The sequence below is a fragment of the Maricaulis salignorans genome (genome assembly GCF_900103475.1).
Classification (GTDB): domain Bacteria; phylum Pseudomonadota; class Alphaproteobacteria; order Caulobacterales; family Maricaulaceae; genus Maricaulis; species Maricaulis salignorans.
Window position 1 is genome coordinate 270863 of the sequence record NZ_FNHG01000002.1, and the last position, 17027, is coordinate 287889.

At 63.2% G+C, this 17027-nt stretch carries 18 protein-coding genes and 1 other RNA gene; 5 read left to right on the top strand and 14 right to left on the bottom strand.

Going from position 1 to position 17027, the window contains the following annotated elements:
- Positions 1–26: 26 nt before the first annotated feature.
- Complete coding sequence (gene rmuC, locus BLT42_RS03175) at positions 27–1457, bottom strand: DNA recombination protein RmuC (protein ID WP_176780227.1); 1431 nt, start codon at positions 1455–1457, stop codon at positions 27–29.
- A 135-nt stretch (positions 1458–1592) separates the two neighbouring features.
- On the opposite strand from rmuC, the gene BLT42_RS03180 reads away from it, so the two are divergent.
- On the top strand, positions 1593–2711 hold the full coding sequence (locus tag BLT42_RS03180; protein ID WP_091766655.1) for a GNAT family N-acetyltransferase: 1119 nt from the start codon (positions 1593–1595) through the stop codon (positions 2709–2711).
- Here BLT42_RS03180 and BLT42_RS03185 read toward each other — a convergent pair.
- From BLT42_RS03185 to BLT42_RS03210, 6 genes are all read right to left on the bottom strand, one after another.
- Positions 2708–3430, bottom strand: coding sequence for a queuosine precursor transporter (locus tag BLT42_RS03185; protein ID WP_176780228.1), 723 nt, complete (start codon positions 3428–3430; stop codon positions 2708–2710). The genes BLT42_RS03180 and BLT42_RS03185 overlap by 4 nt on opposite strands.
- Before the next feature lie 67 nt (positions 3431–3497).
- Complete coding sequence (recR, locus tag BLT42_RS03190; protein ID WP_091766660.1) at positions 3498–4103, bottom strand: recombination mediator RecR; 606 nt, start codon at positions 4101–4103, stop codon at positions 3498–3500.
- A gap of 19 nt (positions 4104–4122) precedes the next feature.
- A complete protein-coding gene (locus BLT42_RS03195) occupies positions 4123–4446 on the bottom strand; it encodes a YbaB/EbfC family nucleoid-associated protein (RefSeq protein ID WP_091766663.1) in 324 nt (107 codons plus the stop codon).
- Positions 4443–6209, bottom strand: a complete 1767-nt coding sequence (locus BLT42_RS03200; protein WP_091766666.1) for a DNA polymerase III subunit gamma/tau — start codon at positions 6207–6209, stop codon at positions 4443–4445. Before BLT42_RS03200 ends, BLT42_RS03195 begins: the two co-directional genes overlap by 4 nt.
- Before the next feature lie 68 nt (positions 6210–6277).
- Positions 6278–6376: signal recognition particle sRNA small type (gene ffs / locus BLT42_RS03205), an RNA gene on the bottom strand.
- A gap of 44 nt (positions 6377–6420) precedes the next feature.
- A complete protein-coding gene (locus BLT42_RS03210) occupies positions 6421–6642 on the bottom strand; it encodes a hypothetical protein (RefSeq protein WP_091766669.1) in 222 nt (73 codons plus the stop codon).
- A 167-nt stretch (positions 6643–6809) separates the two neighbouring features.
- On the opposite strand from BLT42_RS03210, the gene BLT42_RS03215 reads away from it, so the two are divergent.
- Positions 6810–8165: an MBL fold metallo-hydrolase RNA specificity domain-containing protein gene (locus tag BLT42_RS03215; protein WP_091766672.1), complete on the top strand. Its 1356-nt coding sequence runs from the start codon at positions 6810–6812 to the stop codon at positions 8163–8165.
- 96 nt (positions 8166–8261) lie between these two features.
- A complete protein-coding gene (gene nudC / locus BLT42_RS03220) occupies positions 8262–9185 on the top strand; it encodes an NAD(+) diphosphatase (protein WP_091766675.1) in 924 nt (307 codons plus the stop codon).
- A 67-nt stretch (positions 9186–9252) separates the two neighbouring features.
- Here the strand turns inward: nudC and BLT42_RS03225 are convergent, their stop codons facing one another.
- Positions 9253–9777, bottom strand: a complete 525-nt coding sequence (locus BLT42_RS03225) for a porin family protein (protein ID WP_176780229.1) — start codon at positions 9775–9777, stop codon at positions 9253–9255.
- 337 nt (positions 9778–10114) lie between these two features.
- Between BLT42_RS03225 and BLT42_RS03230 the strand changes: the two genes are divergently transcribed.
- Positions 10115–10825: a c-type cytochrome gene (locus BLT42_RS03230; protein ID WP_091766682.1), complete on the top strand. Its 711-nt coding sequence runs from the start codon at positions 10115–10117 to the stop codon at positions 10823–10825.
- A 79-nt stretch (positions 10826–10904) separates the two neighbouring features.
- On the opposite strand, the gene BLT42_RS03235 is transcribed toward BLT42_RS03230, so the two are convergent.
- From BLT42_RS03235 to BLT42_RS03245, 3 genes are read right to left on the bottom strand one after another with little or no spacing between them, the layout of a single operon-like run.
- Complete coding sequence (locus BLT42_RS03235; protein WP_091766685.1) at positions 10905–11756, bottom strand: C40 family peptidase; 852 nt, start codon at positions 11754–11756, stop codon at positions 10905–10907.
- A complete protein-coding gene (locus BLT42_RS03240; protein ID WP_091766688.1) occupies positions 11696–12097 on the bottom strand; it encodes a MarR family transcriptional regulator in 402 nt (133 codons plus the stop codon). The genes BLT42_RS03235 and BLT42_RS03240 overlap by 61 nt, the downstream gene beginning before the upstream one ends.
- Positions 12098–12130: 33 nt before the next feature.
- On the bottom strand, positions 12131–13489 hold the full coding sequence (locus BLT42_RS03245) for a leucyl aminopeptidase family protein (RefSeq protein WP_091766691.1): 1359 nt from the start codon (positions 13487–13489) through the stop codon (positions 12131–12133).
- Between the two features lie 118 nt (positions 13490–13607).
- Here BLT42_RS03245 and BLT42_RS03250 point away from each other — a divergent pair, with 118 nt between their 5' ends.
- Positions 13608–14402 (top strand): tetratricopeptide repeat protein, encoded by a 795-nt coding sequence (locus tag BLT42_RS03250; protein ID WP_091766694.1) that lies wholly within the window; start codon positions 13608–13610, stop codon positions 14400–14402.
- A gap of 61 nt (positions 14403–14463) precedes the next feature.
- Here BLT42_RS03250 and BLT42_RS03255 read toward each other — a convergent pair whose 3' ends face one another.
- The 3 genes from BLT42_RS03255 to BLT42_RS03265 form a co-directional block, all read right to left on the bottom strand.
- A complete protein-coding gene (locus BLT42_RS03255) occupies positions 14464–14961 on the bottom strand; it encodes a hypothetical protein (RefSeq protein WP_091766697.1) in 498 nt (165 codons plus the stop codon).
- Positions 14962–15023: 62 nt separating this feature from the next.
- Positions 15024–16022, bottom strand: coding sequence for a type II secretion system F family protein (locus tag BLT42_RS03260; protein WP_091766915.1), 999 nt, complete (start codon positions 16020–16022; stop codon positions 15024–15026).
- A gap of 10 nt (positions 16023–16032) precedes the next feature.
- Positions 16033–17025: a type II secretion system F family protein gene (locus BLT42_RS03265; RefSeq protein WP_091766700.1), complete on the bottom strand. Its 993-nt coding sequence runs from the start codon at positions 17023–17025 to the stop codon at positions 16033–16035.
- Positions 17026–17027 lie beyond the last annotated feature (2 nt).

Below are 17027 nucleotides of genomic sequence, written 5' to 3' on the forward strand. Positions count from 1 at the left end.
GGTTAGCGAATCAAGAATTGGACACTTCAGTCAGCCGCGTCCGGGCCGGTGAGCGCAGGACGTGCCGCACTTTCCTCCTCGGTGTCGAGGCCCGCCGCTTCGAGATAATCATCGGGCAGGGATTTCTTGGTGCCGGCGCCGAGCTGTTTGAGCATTTCGGTCTGGCGAACGAGATTGCCGCGCCCCTCGGACAGCTTGCCCTTGGCATCGTGCCAGGCCGTCTTGGCCGCATCGATGCGCTGACCGACCTTTTCCAGATCGCCGATAAAGCCCTCGAACTTGTCGTAGAGCGAGCCGGCGCGGCTGGCGATTTCGCGGGCATTCTGGTTCTGCCGGTCGATGGTCCACAGATTGTGCACGGTGCGCATCGCCATCATCAGCGTCGTCGGCGTCGCGATCATGACATTGCGCTCGCCCGCGAAGATCGAGATTTCCGGATCATTCTGCAACGCCAGCGAGGCGGCACCTTCGAGCGGGATGAACATCAGCGTGAAATCGACGCCTTCGTAGAATTGGGCATAGTCCTTGTCGCCCAGCGCCTTGATGTGCGTGCGCACTGAATTGATATGTTGTTTCAGCGCCACGCCGCGCGCGTCCTCGTCCTCCGCATTCACGCAACGCTCGAAGGCGGTCAGGCTGACCTTTGAATCGATCACCAGGCGTTGCTTGCCCGGCATTTCGACCACGACATCGGGCCGGCGGCGGGCACCGTCATCGGTGGTCTCGCTCTGCTGGGTGAAGAATTCCTGACCCTCGCGCAAGCCGGCGCGCTCCAGGATCGTCGCCAGCACCATCTCGCCCCAATCGCCCTGCACCTTGCCCGAGGAACGCAGCGCATTGACCAGCCCCTTGGCGTCGTCGGACATCTGGCGCGCATCCGAGTGGAGGGTCTGGATCAGGGTCTTGATTTCGGTAGTCTGACCCATGCGCTTTTCAGCATCATCAATCACCCGTTTCTGGAAGCCGTCGAGCTGTTCCCGCAAGGGCTTGAGCAAGACCTGCAGGCCTTCGGCGCCCTGCTTGTTCATCTCCGCGCCGCTGGTCTTGAGAATTTCGGCTGCGGTCGACTTGAAGGTCTCGGTCAATTTCTCGCGGGCTTTTTCGAGCTCGGCGAGTTTTTCGTCATGATGGCGGATGGCGGCGTCGTGTTCAGCGCGCAGGCTGGCGAACTGGGTGTCCAGCTTCCCCTTCTCGGTCTCGACTGCCTCGAGCTTTTCGCGCAAACGGTCACGCTCCTCGACTGCGGTCTCGATGCGCGCAAGTGCCTGGCGGGCTTCTGACAGCGCCGCGGACTGGCGATCCGCCTCGCTGCGCAACTCGTCGCGTTCGAGCTTCAGCTCCTCGACCTGCGCCGCCGCTACAGCGCCGCTCTCGGCCGGCTTGCGCACCAGAATGACAACCAGAAGCACGAGCACGATGCCCAGCCCGGCGAGCAAAAGAAGAGAGGCGATATCCATGACGTCGATCCGAATCTGATTGATGAGCTGAAGCCTAGCACAATGGGCAGGACAAAAGCTGTCGCCTGCCATTAGGCGGGATCAATCCGGCCCGCAACTTGCTTCTCCCCTCACAAGCGAAACCGGGGAAGCTGAATGCACGTGAGAATCGTTTCAATCGGGGACATTGACGAAGCGATGGTCTCGCGCTGGAACGCTTGGGTTTCTCCCGGCGGCCGGCTTGTCAGCCCTTATCTGAGATTTGAATTCACCCGCTGCATCGCGAGCGTGCGCGATGATGTCCGGATTGCCATCTTCGAGGATGCCGGCGAAATTATCGGCTTCTTCCCGCATCATGCGGCCCGCGAGGGCGTCGTCCGGCCGATCGGCGCGCCAATGAGTGATTATCAGGGCGTTATCGCTGCCCCGGGCCGGAGGTTTGATCTCAGGGCCGTACTCGGGACTGCCCGCGGTTCGGCGCTTGTTTTCGACAACTGGTATGGCCCGCTCGCGGATCAGGCATCGCAAATGCGCGACATCGACGGCTCGACCATTGTCGATCTCGCTGGTGGTGCCGACGCCTATTTCGCGGCGCGTAAGACGGAATTTCCATCACACTTCCGCAAAACGGCACGCCTGCAACGCAATGCCGAACGGGATCACGGACCAGTGCGGGTGCAATTGGGTGATCCCGACGGCCGCCTGTTCGACGCGCTGTGCACCTGGAAACAGACCCAGTACCGCGCGACCGGCAAGCTCGACGTGTTCGCGATTGACTGGGTGCAGGCCGCGCTGAGCGATCTGCGGCAGGGCGAAGGCTCGGAATTTGGCGGCATGACTGCGGCGCTCTGGTTCGGCGACCGGCTGGCCGCAGTCGAATTCGGACTGGTTGCGGGCGAAGTCTACCACTCCTGGTTCCCCGCCTATGACCCGGAACTGGCGAAGTATTCACCCGGCTTGCTGCTGATGCAGGGTATTTTCAGACAGGCCGGCGAACGCGGCATTGAACGCGTCGACCTGGGCGCGGGCAGCGCCCACTACAAGACGTATTACCGCAGCTATGACGTCCCGCTCGGGCAGGGACGGGTGCTCGGTCGCGGGCTCGCGGCGCTGGGTATCCGCAGCTGGGAAATGACGGAATTGGCAGCGCGTATCATGCCGGGCAAGCTGGGTGAAATCCCGGCCCGCCTGCGCCGCCGCTGGGCCCAGGCCTCGGCCTTCGAGTCCGGCTTGCCGCCGCGCCTGGCCAGCATGGCCCGCGCCCTGACGCTCTAGCCACGCAAGTCGAGCAAGCGCCGGCCTTCCGCGAAATTGCGGATCAGATAGATGGCGGGCGTATCGAAAGCGGCCACCAGGATCTTGATAATGACCTGACCCAGGATCAGGCTGCCGATCGCGGCCAGCGGGACGGTGCCCAGGAATCCAGCGCTGATGAAGATGATACTGTTGAGTATCTGCGAGGCGATGGTCGAGATATTATTGCGGAACCAGAGCCGGTTCTTGCCGGCGTCACGCTTCTGGAAATAGTGGAAGATCAGAACATCGACGCTCGCACTGATGCCAAAGGCGAGCATGCCCGCGATATTGAGCCGGTTGCCAGCCTGAAACACTGAAACGAAGGCCGCCTGGCGTTCCTCGGTCCAGCCTTCGGTGGGGGAGATGAACGGGAAGACCTGCTCGGCGTAGAGCGCATACAGGATCAAAACCATCATCAGCAGTCGCATCACCATGCCGACCAGCACGACGCACAGCGCATAGTTGCGGCCCCAGATTTCGCTGATCGCGTCGGTCGCCAGATAGGTGAGACCGAAGGCTATCGTCCCCGCCGGAACCAGAACCGTCAGACCACCAATATGGAATTGTTCAAGCTTGACCGAGGTCAGTGCTGCGATGACCAGGGAGACCATGAAAAGGCCGATGCAGAAGAACAGCGTCATCGTCTTGCGCGTCAGCCGAACGTCCAGGTGCAGGCTTTGCTCTGATTGATCGTCCATTGCCGGTCGCCCCCTCCTTGGTTGGTGAGCCGACAATAGAGCGATTTGCCCGGCTGAACAGGGCTCGCTAGACCGCCGCCCGGCTGCGGAACGCCGCCGCCAGCGTGCCGTCATCGAGATAGTCGAGCTCACCGCCCACCGGAACGCCGCGCGCGAGCGAAGTGACCGAGACTCCGGTCGGGGCCAGCTTGTCGGCGAGATAGTGCGCCGTCGTCTGGCCATCGACCGTGGCATTGAGGGCCAGTACGATTTCGACAATCTCATCGCGCGCGGCGCGTTCGATCAGTTTGGCGATGTTGAGATCGTCGGGGCGCACGCCATCGAGGGCCGACAACACGCCGCCGAGCACGTGATAGCGCCCCTTGAAAGCGCCGGCACGTTCGAGCGCCCACAGATCGCCCACCGTCTCGACCACGCAGAGCGCCGCCGGTTGACGGCCCGGCGAGGCGCAGACCGCGCAGGGATTGGTGACGTCGAGATTACCGCATTCGCTGCAGGCACCGATCTTGTCCGCGGCATCACCCAGCGCTTCGGCAAGCGGGCGCATCAGGCTGTCGCGCTTGCCGAGCAGATGCAGGGCCGCACGCCTTGCCGAGCGCGGGCCCAGGCCCGGCAATTTTGCGAGCAACGCCATCAGGCGTTCGATTTCAGGTCCGGCAGAGGCGGTGCGCATCAGGTCAGTTCCAGTTCGCTCAGCCCGGCATCGACATGCCGGGTGGCAATTGCAGGCCGCCCGCGACGTCCTTCATTACGTCCTGCTGCATGGCTTCCATCTTGCGTTTGGCGTCATTATAGGCAGCCATCACCAGATCCTCGACCACTTCACCTTCGGTCGGGTTGAGCAGGGATGGGTCGATCGACAGGGCGCGCATTTCGCCCTTGCCGCTCAGGGTCAGCGTCACCAGTCCGGCACCGGCTTCACCGACCACCTGGCTGGCGGCGAGCTTTTCCTGCGCCTCGCCCATTTTCTGTTGCATGGCCTGAGCCTGCTTCATCAATCCCATCAAATCGGTCATGCGCGATTCTCCGCCTGGCTGCTCTCGTCATCGGGTTCGGTGGTCGGGGCGGCTTCAATCACGCGGACGATCTCGGCACCGGGAAAGAGACGCATCGCCTCCTCCACGGCCGGATCACTGCGGATATCGGCCATTCTTTCCTGCTTGCCACGCTGGCGGCGCTCCGACCAGGTCTCGCCGCCCTTGGCATTGGCGTCGGCCAGGATCATCCAGCGCGTCTCGGTCCATTCCTGCAAGCGCTTGGACAGGCGTTGTGCCAGATCAGAAGGCGCATCCTCGGCAGGCTGATAGGTCATCGCGCCGGGCTTGAAGGAGACCGGGCGGACACAGCGCTCGACATCGAGCTGCAGAATGATGTCGCGGCGCTCCTGCAGCATGGCGATCAGGGCTTCGAATGTGTCCGGGCCCTGCTGCACGTCCGCCGCTTCGTCCGTGTCGGACTCGACCTCAAGAACAGCTTCGGTACCGGCCGATACAGCGGCCGGCTCAGGCTTTCCCGGCGCCTCCCTGTCGGCCGAAGCCGGTGGCTGGCCCGCGAGCAAGCGAGCGGCGTCTTCCGGTGGAGGCAGCATGGAGGCCGCGACCAGGCGCAATAAAGTCATCTCGGCAGCGGCCAGCGGATCGGGCGCGGTGCGGACATCATCAAGCGCGGTCAGCAGGATTTTCCATAAACGCGTCAGCTGGGCCAGGCTCTGGCTCTCGGCGATGGCGGCGAGGCGCTGCACGGTATCGGCAGCCTCACCCAGATCGGCGCCTGAACCCACCGCCTTCACGCGCGAGGCGGCGTGAACATAATCGAGCAGATCACGGGTCACCACGACCGGGTCGCCGCCGGCATCATAGAGCGAGGTCAGTTCGGTCAGGGCTTCCTTGGTTCGGGCCCCCAGCGCATGTTCGAGCAGATCGAGCACGCGGGCACGATCGGCCAGGCCGAGCATGTCCCGGATCTGGATCGCGGTCACCGGACCATCCGCCTCGGCGCCCTGGACAATCGCCTGATCGAGCAGGGAGAGCCCGTCGCGCACCGAGCCTTCGGCGGCGCGGGAAATCAGTGACAGTCCGTCACGTTCGACCTGCGCCGATTCGAGACCGCAAATGCGCTCGAGATGATCGGTCAGCACTTCGCGATCAATCCGCTTGAGATCAAAGCGCTGGCAGCGCGACAACACCGTCACCGGAACCTTGCGGATCTCGGTGGTGGCGAAGATGAATTTGGCGTGCTCGGGCGGCTCCTCCAGCGTCTTCAACAGGGCGTTGAAGGCGGAGGTCGAGAGCATGTGGACCTCATCGATGATGTAGACTTTATAGCGCGCCGACACCGGGGCGTAGCGCACGCCCTCGAGAATCTCGCGGATATCACCAACCCCGGTACGCGAGGCGGCATCCATCTCCATCACATCGACATGGGCCGAGCGGGCGATGGCATCGCAATGCTCGCCGCGGACATCGAGCTTCATGGAGGGCTGGTTGATCTCGGCATTTCGGAAATTCAGCGCCCGCGCGATCAGCCGCGCCGTCGTCGTCTTGCCGATGCCGCGCACGCCGGTGAGCATATAGGCGTGAGCGATGCGACCCGCCGCGAAGGCATTGGTCAGCGTGCGCACCATGGCCGCCTGGCCAATCAGGTCTTCAAATGTGTCGGGACGGTATTTGCGCGCCAATACCTGGTAGCCGGGAACGGGGCCGGCCTTGGGCAGGTCGAGCCCCGGCATCAGCGCCTCCGCTGCGCCTGTCTCGTCGGATGGCAGCGGCGTATCGTCCATATCGGCTCGCTTGATTGATAATCGAGTGCCTGAAAGTCGGGCTGCGCGGGGCTCAGTGCGCTGGTGCGCGTGGAAGACCGGACAGCGACCCGTGCCAAAACTCGTTACGGCTGCTTCCTTCCGGACCTGACCGGGTTGGCGAGGAGCTCGTCCACCGCCGATCTTCCACGCTCTATATCGCAAGCCGGACGTCATGGTGCAAGTCGTGGCGTCACTGCGGGCGGTGAAAACTGCCCTCACCCATGCGCGCCGCGGCACCGAGGAAACTCGCATGATCGTCGAGCACCGCGATCAGGGCGTCATCGCCACCCGAGGAGACCAACAAATCCCGCCAATAGCTGGTGACACGCGCCTGGGTCTCCAGCCAGTCCCGCACCGCAAGATCGGCTTGCCCGGCCTGTAAATCCGCATTGGCTTGCAGGGAATGCTTCATGGTTCTTACCTCCTGCCGCGAATTAAATTGCGAATCGTTCTCAAAAGCAAGCGCCGCAGGCGGAGAATTCTTTCGACAGCCCGCAGCATATTGATACGCTTACTGAACCTGCCACGACCGCCCACTGCCCATTTCCCTGTGATGCATCGGAGATCCGTTTGACCCAGATGAGCCTGACCTGCATGGGCGCCGCCGGCACCGTCACCGGTTCACGGCACCTGATCGAGGCGGACGGAAAGCGCATCCTGCTTGATTGCGGCATGTTCCAGGGCCGGCGTGATATCCGCACCCGCAATTGGGAGCCCTTCCCTGTCGCGCCGTATTCAATCGACAAGGTGGTACTGTCCCACGCCCATATGGATCATTCCGGCTATGTGCCGCGGCTGATCCGCGATGGCTATGCCGGCGAGATCCTGTGCTCACCGCCGACGGTTGATTTGTGCGGCATCCTTCTGCCCGATAGCGGCTATCTGCAGGAACGCGACGCCGAATACGCCAATCGCAAGAAATTCTCCCGCCATGAGCCGGCGCTGCCACTCTACACCGAGGACGAGGCGGAAGCTTCGATGGAACGGTTCCGCGAGGTCGAGTTCGGCATCGAAACCGATATCGGCCATGGCGCGCAGCTGAAGCTTCGTCGCGCTGGCCACATCCTGGGCGCTGCGACGGTCGAGCTGAAATGGCATGGCCGCACCATCGCGTTTTCCGGTGATCTGGGACGCTATGATGACCCCGTCCTGTTCGATCCGGACCCCATCGGGCAGGCCGACTACCTGCTGCTGGAAACCACCTATGGCGACCGGCTGCACGGCCAGGGCGATCCCGGCGAATTACTGGCCGATATCGTCGAGCGCACCACGGCACGCGGCGGCACCGTGGTCATCCCCTCCTTCGCGGTCGGGCGGGCGCAATTGCTGACCTATTATCTCTGGAAGATGAAAAAGGCCGGCCGACTGCAATCGGTGCCGGTTTATCTCGACAGTCCGATGGCGATCAATGCCAGCGCCATTCTGCGGCGGCATTTCGGCGACCACCGGATCTCGCCCGGCGATGCCGACGAGATCGGTGACATGGTGAATTACGTTCGCGAGACCGAAGACTCCAAGACCCTCACCATCGATAAAATGCCCAAGGTGATCATCTCCGCCAGCGGCATGGCGACAGGTGGACGCATTCTGCACCATCTCAAGGCCTATGCCCCGGACCCGCGCAATACGATCGTCATTTCCGGCTTCCAGGCACCGGGAACGCCCGGCGCAATGCTGGTGGCGGGAGCCGACACGCTGCGTATTCACGGCCGCAATGTCCCGATCCAGGCGGAGGTCGAGGAAATCTCCATGCTCTCGGCCCATGCCGATACCGACGAGTTGATGCGATGGCTGGGCGGTTTCAAACGCCCCCCGCGCCAGACCTTCCTTGTACATGGCGAGCCGGACTCCTCACAGGCCATGCGCGAACGGATCGAGCGGGAACTGGGCTGGTCCTGTGCCATCCCCGGCCATCTCGACCGCTTCGAGCTGTGAGCCCCGCTGCCCGTTGAAGCTGACCTGGAACCCTAGTAAGGCAGTCGGAGCGAAATCCTCGCCCCGCCGCCTGCCCCTCCAAGCCCGGATCCTGCCATGAGTGACCGTTCCATCCTGATCAATCGCCCCCCGCTGGTGTTTGCCGGGTCGCCACTGGATCGCGGGGAGCTTTTGCGCCGCGACCGAGACAAGCTCGCCGCCCAGGCCAAACGTGAGAATGCCTGGACAATGGTGTTGTTCCGGGGCCTGCCCGCGATGGCCGGAGAGGACGGGCTGGGCTGGATGAAGCTCGACGAATGCGCCCGCCTTTATGGCCCGGCCTTGTTGCAGATCTATCTCGGCGAATTGCGGGGCGATCCGGTTTTCGCCACCGAACTGGCCCAGAAGCCGCCGGCCGAGGCCGGTCTCGCCTTCATGGATGCGCGCCAGGCGGCCATGGCTTTGAGCCAGAGCGAGGCTGCGATCTTCGCTCACGCCAAGGCGCTGCTGGCCTGGCATGAGCGCCACGGGTTCTGCGCCAATTGCGGCCTGGCCACAGAGATCGTTTGCGGCGGCGCGAAACGGGTCTGTGGCGGTTGCCAGGCCGAGCATTTCCCCCGAGTCGATCCCGTGGTGATCATGCTCGCCACTGATGGCGAAAACTGCCTGCTCGGACGGCAGGCCAGCTGGCCCCCGGGGATCTGGTCAGCCCTGGCCGGTTTCGTCGAGCCGGCGGAAACCATCGAGGAAGCCTGCGCCCGCGAATTGCAGGAGGAGGCGGGTGTCATCGCCGACATCGCCGCCATCCGCTATGTCATGACACAACCCTGGCCCTTCCCCTCCTCCATGATGGTCGGCCTGGTCGCGCCGGTTACCCACGCCACGGTCAAGGTCGATCAGCACGAGTTGGAGGATGCGCGCTGGTTCAGCCGCGATGAGGTCCGCGCCATGCTCATCGGCCACCATCCCGACGCCCAGTTGCCACCATCTGTCGCCATCGCCCGGCGCCTGGTGGAATTATGGGCTGACGGGGAAATCTGAGTCCCGCAGACGCAAAAAGGGCCGCACGCTCAGCGTACGGCCCTCTTCTGCAGTCTGATCGGGGCGATTAGCCGCCGAAGCGACGCACATAGCTGATGCCATAAACGTCGGAGCTGCCACCACCATCATAATCGAAATTGGTGTAGTCTAGGCGGACGCCATTGCGGCTGTCGAACAGGTACTCGCCGCCAATGCCGTAGGCCCAGGCGTCGGAATCGGCGCTGGCCGAGAAGCCCGCGACGCTCGCGTCGATCTGGGTGTTGGTGTAGCCGGCACGCAGGAAGACATTGCCGTGCTCATTGCTGAACGGACGGATCACGCCGAACACGCCAACGGCATAGTCGAGGCTGACATCAGCGGTAATGCCGAGCTCGGTCACGCTGTCATCGCCAACACCGATATTGGCCTGGCCTTCGACGCCGAAGTACTGGTTGAAGTCATAGCGACCACGAAGCACAACGGAATCAAGGTCAACGCCGTCACCGCTGAAGCGCTCATAGCCGGCGCCGAGGGTGTAGCTCGCATCCTGGGCCTGCGCGATCGAACCGATTGCGAGAGCCGAGAGGGAAGCGGCGATAATGGAACGCATCATGTTGTTTTGAACCTCAGATAACATTTTCGTAATGCACGCGATATGCGTGCGGTTGAGAGCTCTCATTTCGGTCTGCAATCCGGTATTTTCAAGGCAGGGATTAAGGCGCTTCCGTGGCAGATGCAGCGCCCGACATTTGCGCGCATGTCACCATGACCAGGCATGTGGGGGCCGTGTTTTGCGGCTGCAAGCGCGCCGCAGATATTGCACCCCGCCTCCCGACCGCACAAAATGCGGCGCGATACCGCATGCACAGGAACGCGCTAGCCTGTTGCCTGTAAGCGCGGCGCATGCCAAACACGGCTCAACTTTCGGCTAAATCATAACGGGGGCGTCGATGGGCGATCTCTTCTTCAACAAGATTGCTGGCGTCATTATTGGCGGCATTCTTGCCATCCTGGCGATCACAGAACTCGGGCACATGCTGGTGAAATCCCATGCCGCCGAGGAACTGACGGCTGAGAACACAGCTTATCCGGTTGACTGGGCAGCGCTTGAGAGCGGCGGGTCCGCCTCGCAGGAAGCTGTTGTGGAAGGTCCAACCGATTACGGCCTTCTGCTGGCCAGTGCCGATATCGGTGCCGGCGAACGCGTCGCCCGTCGTTGTCAGTCCTGCCATAATTTCGAGAATGGCGGCGCCGACGGTACCGGCCCTCATCTCTGGGGCGTGGTTGGCCGCGCCGTCGCATCGGCAGCGGGCTTCAGCTATTCCGAGGCTCTCAATAGCCTGGGTGGCGATTGGGGTTATGCCGAGCTTGATGGCTATCTCGAGCGCCCATCCGCCTATGCACCGGGCACCGCGATGACCTTCGCCGGATTGCGCGATGAAGGCCAGCGCATGGACCTGATCGCTTATCTGCGCAGCCTGTCGGACACACCGATGGCCCTGCCCGATCCGCTGCCGGCGGACGCGCCGGATGCTGTGGAAGCTGCCATGACCGATACCATGGACGCGGTGGAAATGCCTGCGGCGCAGGATGCGACCGAGCCGATGGAAACAGCCATCGACGAGGCAGCCCCCGCCGAGCTCCCGACTGACGGCCAATAAGGCCTGATCGGATTGATTACAAAAAAGGCCCCCGGAACGCCTGTTCCGGGGGCCTTTTTTTTCGTCTGGACGCCCGGCTTCAGGCCTGCCGGTAAATCGCCCGCACCGGGGCATGAGCCTCACGGATGCGGCGTTCAGCCGCCGCGAATTCTTCGAGCGTGACATCCATCCAATGGCCATTGGCATGCAGCAGGTGTTCGCTATCAGTCATGATACCGACATGGCCCGGCCAGAACACGATATCGCCGCGCTGGCGCTCCGGACGACCTGTCACATCACGCCAGTGCGCGGCCAGATGCGCCTCCTGCTGATCGGAATCGCGCGGCAACGCTGTACCAGCCGCCAGCAGTGCCATCTGCACCAGGCCGGAGCAATCCAGTCCGAGGCTTTCCTTGCCGCCCCACAAATAGGGCGCCCCGAGGAAGGATTCGGCGACGGCGACGAAATCGCCGGCCTGTTCGTCAAGCGTCGCGCAATGCGGCACGAACACCCAGCCCAGACCGATCGCCTCGACGTAACGGCTTTCGCGGCGTCCGGCTCTGAAACTGCAATTGAGCGACAGCAGAAGATTGGGTTCGGACTTCAGATCGGGCCTGGAGAAGGCATAGGTGCGCAGCGCCGTGACACGATGGTCGACCGCCTCGACCTCCGTGCTCAGGGCCAGCAAATCAACCCAGCCGACAAAACCGTCGGCCCGGGAAAAGCCCCAGCCCCAGCCGTCCTTCTCCTCGAGCAGGGCAAAGATATCGCCGGCCAATAGCTGATCATCCACGGCCCCGTCGGCTTCAGGCGTGCGGCGGATCGGGACCGAAGCGGCAATCGCCTGATAATCGACCGGTTCGACAAAGCGCGCCGCCTCGACCTGCCCCTTCAGATGGGCAGCGGCGAGGTCCGGGCGTGCGGGTGTGAGGCGGGGATCCAGAGCGGGCATGCGGCGGTCTCCTCGGCGCGATGAGCAACGGTTTCGCCGTAATCGTACAGAAACACGGCGCCTTTGACAGTCCGATGCACCGAGACATCGCGCCGGTCGGCCTGGTCGCGCTTGCGCCGGATAAAGCCATGGCGTTCCAGCACATCGAGCGCCCGGGTCACGGCCGGTTTCGGCAGGTCGAGCGCCTGCGCCAGTTCGCGCACGCTATGGGGGCCCGGTCGCATGAAGATCGCCAGCAGGAGTGCGAACTGGCGCGCAGTGAGATCGGCCGCAGCCCCGCGCACGGCATCCGCCGAGACGCGTCTCATCATCTCAAGCGAGGACATCGCCTGCGAAGCCATAGTGCAACCCTGAAACCCGTGATCGAATCGGGCCTAGTTTACGAAGCGCTGTTTGAGCATTTGGTAAACGGCGCGTGCGCCCTGCATCTCGCCACCCTTCGGCCGGCCGGGACGATCCTTCAGATTCCAGCCGAATATATCAAAATGCACCCATTTCGATGTCCCGACAAAGCGGCGCAGGAAGAGCGCGGCGGTGATCGAACCGGCCAGCGGCATCGCCGCACTATTGACGATGTCGGAGATATCGCCCTCGATTTCACGCTCATAGCCATCCCACAGCGGCATGCGCCAGAGCGGGTCGGAAACGGCGGTCCCGGCCGCAGAAATCTCCGCTGCCAAAGCCTCATCATCCGTATAGAAAGGCATGACCTCAGGACCGAGCGCGACCCGGGCAGCACCGGTCAGGGTGGCAAAATCGATCAACAGGTCCGGCTTGTCCTCGACGGCGCGGCTCAGGGCATCGCCCAGCACGAGACGGCCTTCGGCATCGGTATTGTCGATCTCGACCGTAATGCCCTGACGCGAGACCAGGATATCGCCGGGCCGGAAGGCATCGGCGCCAACGGCATTCTCGACCGCTGGCACGAGCACATGCAGACGCACGGGCAGTTTGGCGGCCATCACCAGCTGGGCCAGACCCATCGCATTGGCAGCGCCGCCCATATCCTTTTTCATCCAGCGCATGCCGGCGGCCGGCTTGAGATCGAGCCCGCCACTGTCGAAACACACGCCCTTGCCGACCAGGGCCAGACGCGGGTGCGTTGGATCTCCCCATTCCAGCTCGAGCAGGCGCGGCGCTTCGCCAGCGGCGCGGCCGACCGCATGGATCATCGGGAAATTCTGCTTCAGCAGGGCATCGCCCTTCGTGACGGTCAGCTTGGCGCCGTGCTGCTTGCCCAGCTTGCGGAAGGCGGCTTCGAGCCCTTCAGGGCCCATGATATCGGCCGGAGAATTGACCAGATCGCGAGTCAGCATGGCCGCAGAGGCAATTGATGTGATCTCGGTGATATCGGTCCCGGCTGGCGGCACAAGGCGCGCAGGCTCGCGTTCAGCGGCCTTGAACAGGGTGAAGCGATAGCTTCCCAGCGCCCAGGCGAGCGAGACGAGGCCGGGATTGAGCGCGTCAGGCATGTCATCGATCTGCCAGTCACCCTCGGGCAAGCCAAAGGCGGCTGCGCCGAGCGCAAACGCGTCCTCGCCATTGCCGATCCCGAACAGGGCCCCGCAAATACTGTCCGATGGCAGCAGAACGATCTGGCCCGGCTTGCCCGCGAAGCCGGCCGCGAGCGGTCGCTCGGCGGCCGGGAGCTGGGCGACCACGTCGTCGCGCTGCGCCTGACTGACCAGACGGACGGTTCGCGCCGAGGCCGAGGACGAGAAAAACGAATTCATGTGGCTGACCTTCCCTGCGGGATCATGGAGCGGCGATATCGCCCGCGCCCGGTGTATTAACGCATTCTTGACCGGGCGGGCGCAGATTCAAGCCAGGCTCGCAGTAAATGGTCCCGTCATGCGCATCTCAGTTTTCGCCATCCCCCTTGCCGCCCTCGTTTTGACTGCGTGCGCAACGACAGCGCGCACCGACGAAGAACAGGCACTCGCCGCCGAACTCGACGCGCGCAGCATCGTGCCGTCAACCAGTCAGGAACGGACCGCGATCCGAAGCCAGGACATGCTGACCCAGGCGACGTTCTGGGCCGAGGCGCATGAACTCAACCCGTCCGACCTTGAAGCCGCCTATGAATTATCCAACGCGTTGCGCCAGCTCGGCAATCCGCAGCGGGCCATCGAGATCGCGCAGCAAGCCCTGGCCCTGCATCCGGGCAGCCCGCAATTATTGCTCGCCTATGGAACCGCCCTCACTTCAACCGGCCGCGGCACCCGCGCCACGGAGCCGCTGCGCCGGGCCGCGCAGGCTGACCCGACCAATTGGCGCATCTTCAACACGCTGGGCGTCGCCTATGAACAGGGGGGCCAGCCGGACCAGGCCCGGCAGAGCTTCCGCAGCGCCCTGGTGCTGTCACCGGGTGAGCCGACGGTGATGTCCAATCTGGCGCTGTCCCACGCCTTGTCAGGCGAAGCAGAAACCGCTGAGCGGATGTTGCGCGAGGCCATGATCCGGCCCGGCGCGGAAGCCGCGGTTCGCCAGAATCTCGCACTTGTGATTGCCTTGCAGGGCCGGTTTGCGGAAGCCGAGGAAGTGGCACGCTATGATGTCACACCGGCGATGGCCGAATCGAATATGGCCTATGTCCGCGCCATGCTGACCTCACGGCGCAGCTATGATTCGCTCCGCGGCGACTGACATCTTCGAAACAGGCCGGTAGGCGGGCCGGCAGGCGGCCCCCCACGCCCTGAACCCGGTCTCAGCTTTCGACGAGCGGAATGGCGGGCGGCGGCGGTGGCGGCGGCGCGATCTCGGCATCATCCATTTTCTTGAGCGGAAAATCCTTACGCAGCAGGGGCGTGACCATGGTGTGGTCGAAGCGGAAATCTTCCACGAGGATGCGCATTTCCATCGGTGCCTTGCCGCCCTTCGAGGCTTCGCTGGCCCGATAGAGCGCGTACAGGCGCAGATAATTCTTGTCGTCGCGGCCCATCGAGGTGTCATCGAGGCGCGAGCAGACGCTGATCAGCTTCTGGATTCCCTGTTTGTGACGTCCCGTTTTGAGCTCGATCATCGCCGTGGCGAGATCCACCTTCCAGCCCATATCCGCGAAATGCGTTTTGGGTGCAGCCGCCAGCGCCTTGCGGGCTGCCACGACATCATCCTCGAAGATCGCAGCCATGGCTGACGCCACAGCCAGATCCGCTGCATCAATCTGGTCGCGGAGCTTGTCCGCCGATTTACGCCCGGAAAACATGGGCTGTGTCCACCTGTTCAACATGGGCCTCGCTATTCAAATAGCGCGCCAGACCGCATTCGTCACATGCTATTGAAGCGAATGATCGCCGGTCCAAGGATAACCACGAACAAGACAGGCAGGAAGAACACAATCATCGGCACTGTCAATTTGGCGGGCAGCGCGGCCGCCTTCTTCTCGGCATTGGCCAGGCGCATGTCGCGATTTTCCTTGGCCATCACGCGCAGGGCCTGCCCCAGAGGCGTCCCATAACGCTCGGCCTGGATCAGCGAGGTACACACCGCCTTGACGCCAGGATGGTTGGTTCGCTTGGCGAGATTCTCATAGGCGATGCGCCGGTCGGGCAGATAGGCCAGCTCGGCCGTCGTCAGGGATAATTCCTCCGCCAGTTCCAGCGACTGATTACCGATCTCGGATGCGACCTTGTGGAAGGCAGCCTCGATCGACATGCCGGCCTCGACACAGATCAGGAGCAGATCGAGCCCGTCGGGGAATGATCCCATGATGGATTGCTGCCGGTTGGCGGCGGCATTGGAGAGATAGAGGTTCGGCGCGTAATAGCCGAGCATGCCGAAGCCGAGCGAAAAACAGACCCGGGTAATGGTCGGCAGGCCGAAATCATTGACCATGAAGACATAGAACAAGGCCCCTGCCAGCAGGATGAAGGGCATGGTCAGGCGGAAGAAGTAGAAGGTGACCGCCGGGCGGCTGCCGCGGAACCCGGCCTGTTGCAGCTTCATCTGCAGTGCGGGGTCTTCGAAGGCTTTTTGCAGGTTGAGCGAATCTACAACCTTGCGCATCACGCCCTTGGCCTCGACGCTTCGGATCGAACCGCCGCCGCGACCGCGCGAATTGGCCTCGAGCTGTTCGCGATTGCGCTTGCGCAATTCCTCGCGCCGGTTGCGCACTGACTTGACGCGCTTGTCGAGATTGTCGCCACCCATCATCGGGCCGGCCAGTGTGACAATGGTCGCGAAGACAAGGATGGCCGAGACGGCCATGACCATCATTTCCGGGTCGGTCAGGAAGTCGCGTATATCGTTGAAGCTGATGCCGAACATGCCCATCGCCTCACATTTTGAAATTGATCATGCCGCGCATGACAAAAATCCCGATCGCCATCCAGGTCGCGCCGCCGAGCAGCATGAGCTGGCCGGTGGGATGGATGAACATCTGGCTCATATAGTCAGGCGTCGTGGCATAGACGATGGCCAGCACGCCCGGCGGGAGCGAGCCGATGATCGCGGCCGAAGCCTTGGCCTCGCCGGACAGGGCGTCGATTTTTTCGCGCATCATCCGACGCGCGCGCAGGACGCCCGACAGATTGCCCAGGGTCTCGGCCAGATTGCCGCCGGTCTTCTGCTGGATGATCAGCACGGTGCGGAAGAAGTTGAGCTCGGGCAGCGGCATGCGCTCACACATCTTGTCGAGCCCGTCCTCGAGCGACTGGCCAACCCGCAGGCCTTCCGTCAACAGCTGGAATTCCGAGCAGATCGGCTCCGGGGATTCGCGGGCGATAATGTTGAGACACTCATTGAGCGGCAGGCCCGATTTGACGCCGCGCACGATGATGTCGATGGAGTTTGCAAACTCGCCGGTGAATTTACCCTGGCGGCGGCCGCGCAGTAATCCCAGCGTCCAGCGCGGCATGCCCAGCCCGGATACCAAAGCGATCCCGGCGGAAACCAGCAGGCTTTGCCCGGTCACCAGGGCGATCAGGAAGCCGGCGACGCCGAGGCAGGCCGATGTGATCCAGAACGCAGTCGGGGTGAAACTCATCCCGGCCTGCTGGATGCGCGCTTTCAGGGTGATGGATTTTTTCCGGATATCCTTCTGGCGCTGCTCCATGTCCTTGAGCGAGTCCTGGACCTGGCGGCGCCGTTGAGCGGCGCTGTCGAGTGTCGCATTCGCGCGCTTTGACCGGGCAGGCCGTCCGCCGACCGCGCGGTCGAGACGCTTTTTCGACTGGGCATCGCCCATCGCGCCCAGGGTGACCCAGCCGACGCCGCCAACGGCGAAGAAGGCTGCGGCCGCGGCGAGGATAAAGGCGAGATCGGGGCTCATGG

What these genes read in the sequence shown, in the direction of transcription:
- nudC (WP_091766675.1), top strand. Translation starts at nt 8,262, where the DNA reads ATGAGTGACCGTTCCATCCTGATCAATCGCCCCCCGCTGGTGTTTGCC.
- BLT42_RS03230 (WP_091766682.1), top strand. Translation starts at nt 10,115, where the DNA reads ATGGGCGATCTCTTCTTCAACAAGATTGCTGGCGTCATTATTGGCGGC.
- BLT42_RS03215 (WP_091766672.1), top strand. Translation starts at nt 6,810, where the DNA reads ATGAGCCTGACCTGCATGGGCGCCGCCGGCACCGTCACCGGTTCACGG.
- BLT42_RS03235 (WP_091766685.1), bottom strand. Translation starts at nt 11,756, where the DNA reads ATGCCCGCTCTGGATCCCCGCCTCACACCCGCACGCCCGGACCTCGCC.
- BLT42_RS03185 (WP_176780228.1), bottom strand. Translation starts at nt 3,430, where the DNA reads ATGGACGATCAATCAGAGCAAAGCCTGCACCTGGACGTTCGGCTGACG.
- BLT42_RS03180 (WP_091766655.1), top strand. Translation starts at nt 1,593, where the DNA reads ATGCACGTGAGAATCGTTTCAATCGGGGACATTGACGAAGCGATGGTC.
- recR (WP_091766660.1), bottom strand. Translation starts at nt 4,103, where the DNA reads ATGCGCACCGCCTCTGCCGGACCTGAAATCGAACGCCTGATGGCGTTG.
- BLT42_RS03245 (WP_091766691.1), bottom strand. Translation starts at nt 13,489, where the DNA reads ATGAATTCGTTTTTCTCGTCCTCGGCCTCGGCGCGAACCGTCCGTCTG.
- BLT42_RS03240 (WP_091766688.1), bottom strand. Translation starts at nt 12,097, where the DNA reads ATGGCTTCGCAGGCGATGTCCTCGCTTGAGATGATGAGACGCGTCTCG.
- BLT42_RS03195 (WP_091766663.1), bottom strand. Translation starts at nt 4,446, where the DNA reads ATGACCGATTTGATGGGATTGATGAAGCAGGCTCAGGCCATGCAACAG.
- BLT42_RS03260 (WP_091766915.1), bottom strand. Translation starts at nt 16,022, where the DNA reads ATGTTCGGCATCAGCTTCAACGATATACGCGACTTCCTGACCGACCCG.
- BLT42_RS03200 (WP_091766666.1), bottom strand. Translation starts at nt 6,209, where the DNA reads ATGGACGATACGCCGCTGCCATCCGACGAGACAGGCGCAGCGGAGGCG.
- BLT42_RS03265 (WP_091766700.1), bottom strand. Translation starts at nt 17,025, where the DNA reads ATGAGCCCCGATCTCGCCTTTATCCTCGCCGCGGCCGCAGCCTTCTTC.
- BLT42_RS03255 (WP_091766697.1), bottom strand. Translation starts at nt 14,961, where the DNA reads ATGTTTTCCGGGCGTAAATCGGCGGACAAGCTCCGCGACCAGATTGAT.
- rmuC (WP_176780227.1), bottom strand. Translation starts at nt 1,457, where the DNA reads ATGGATATCGCCTCTCTTCTTTTGCTCGCCGGGCTGGGCATCGTGCTC.
- BLT42_RS03210 (WP_091766669.1), bottom strand. Translation starts at nt 6,642, where the DNA reads ATGAAGCATTCCCTGCAAGCCAATGCGGATTTACAGGCCGGGCAAGCC.
- BLT42_RS03250 (WP_091766694.1), top strand. Translation starts at nt 13,608, where the DNA reads ATGCGCATCTCAGTTTTCGCCATCCCCCTTGCCGCCCTCGTTTTGACT.
- BLT42_RS03225 (WP_176780229.1), bottom strand. Translation starts at nt 9,777, where the DNA reads ATGATGCGTTCCATTATCGCCGCTTCCCTCTCGGCTCTCGCAATCGGT.